The 1,784-nt window shown below is 59.2% G+C and carries 3 protein-coding genes; all 3 read right to left on the bottom strand.

The annotated features are described in order from the left end of the window. The coding region (locus tag AC11W3_RS19445; RefSeq protein WP_484093595.1) for a DUF72 domain-containing protein at positions 1–531 on the bottom strand (531 nt) is incomplete at its 3' end. A gap of 29 nt (positions 532–560) precedes the next feature. Continuing rightward, the gene (locus AC11W3_RS19440; protein WP_484089918.1) at positions 561–1,109 is read right to left on the bottom strand and encodes a phosphatase PAP2 family protein; all 549 of its coding nucleotides are present in this window, start codon (positions 1,107–1,109) and stop codon (positions 561–563) included. A 211-nt stretch (positions 1,110–1,320) separates the two neighbouring features. Next, the coding region (locus AC11W3_RS19435; RefSeq protein ID WP_484093594.1) for a cytochrome c3 family protein at positions 1,321–1,784 on the bottom strand (464 nt) is incomplete at its 5' end.

Below are 1,784 nucleotides of genomic sequence, written 5' to 3'. Positions count from 1 at the left end.
GGAAGTGATGGGCAGCTCGTTCACGAAGGGGGGCCAGTCTGCCATGCACAGCGAGACCTTTTTATCCCGGCACGTGGACACTACTTCGTCGGTGAGCCAGCTGTCATTTCTGAATTCCAGGGTGGTCCGGAAAGGGTACTGCTGCAGCAGGGTGAGAAACTCTTCGAGCCTTTGGTGATTGCACCTGAACCCCGGAGGGAACTGCCATAGGACTACCCGCAGCTTTTCCTTCAATTCCTCAGCCGCGCTGAAAAACTTGTTCACGGACTCCTCGACCTCGATCAACCTTTTGACATGGGTGATGTACCTGCTCCCTTTGATCGCGAAGGAGAAGTTCGGCTCGCTTTCGTCGTGCCAGTGCTTGAAGGTTTCAGGCTGGGGAGTCCGGTAGAAGGTGACGTTCAGCTCCACGGTGGAAAAGACAGAGCGGTAATGGCTGAACCAATCCTCTCGATGCACCCCCTCGGGGTAGAAGTTGCCGCGCCAGTGATCGTAACTGAAACCGCTGCATCCGATCCATACCTCTGCCATCTGCTCACCTCGCTACGACACAGGATTAGTTACCAGGAGCGCTGAACCCGCAATCCCAACCAGTCGGGACCGATGACCGGCGCGATATGGGTGGCATTCTCCGGCGTCACGTAAAGCTTTGCTACCCCGTAGGCCAAGACGCTGGCGGCCACTACATCACGCCAGTGGTGGTCGTTGTTGTCGACTCGCACCCAGGCCACGTATCCGGTGGCGAGCCATGCCGGAATCCCGTACTTCCAGCCGTAACGCTCTTCCAGAAACGATGCTCCCGAGGCGGCGAAGGCCACATGTCCCGAAGGAAAGCCATAGCCGTCCCCGTTAGGACGCGTGCCCCATTCCGTGTAATTGAAGCCCAGCCGCAACAGCGAGGTCAGGAGTTGGTTCGCCCCCAGGTTGCGCACGAACTGTTTTTCCCCTTCCTCGTCGTCCTTGAAGAAGGCTATGGCCAGGGCCGTTACCGGGATGGCCGACATGACGGCGTGCCCCGATATGGCGCTGGCGGCCCTTGCCGTCGAGGTGGTGCTGATGAGGGATAAGGAGAGAAAGAGTACCAGGAGGTAGCGACGGCGGCGGGGCATGGATGGCTCCTTCCACTGGAAGAGGTGGCATCGATCTCATGACACCGCCAAGTATACCTTAAGCTGTCGATTGGACTAGTGAGTGAGGCCGTGGCCGGCAGGAGTGGGGGAGGGAGGGGCTCGGTGTGGGGCGTCGCCGCAGGTGGTGAGGGATAAAAAAAAGCGGGGCTTTTCGGCCCCGCCTTTTCCGGTCTTCATTGCTGCCGGTCAACTACTTGTGGCACCTCTCGCAGTCGCCTGCGGATGCGAAGGCTTCCTTGCCGTTATGGCAGGCGCCGCAGGACTTCCCTTTGTCCATGTCGCCCATGGTGTAGCGCTTGCCGCCTACGCTGTACGGGAAGACCTTGGTGTGGCAGTCGCGGCACTGGTAGAGCTCGAGGTGGAAGTCGTGGCTGAACTTGGCGTCGCCGATATCAGTCTTGAACTTGATCAACCCCGGCTTATAGCCTTTGTGGCACTTGGTGCAGTCGCTGTTGGCCAGGAAGGCCTGCTTGCCGTTATGGCAGGTGCCGCAGGACTTGCCGTTAGCCATGTCGGCCATGGTGTAGTGCTTCACGCCGGCCCTGAACTGGAAGATCTTGGTGTGGCACTGCTTGCAGGCGAACTGGGCGGTGTGGATGTCGTGGTTGAAGATGGCCGGATTGATGCCCTTGGTCTTGAAGGTGATGTCGTGGG

Source organism: Geomonas sp. (assembly GCF_056994735.1).
Note: the sequence above shows the minus strand (reverse complement) of the source record. Positions and strands in the feature narration are given on the sequence as shown.

What these genes read in the sequence shown, in the direction of transcription:
- AC11W3_RS19440 (WP_484089918.1), bottom strand. Translation starts at nt 1,109, where the DNA reads ATGCCCCGCCGCCGTCGCTACCTCCTGGTACTCTTTCTCTCCTTATCC.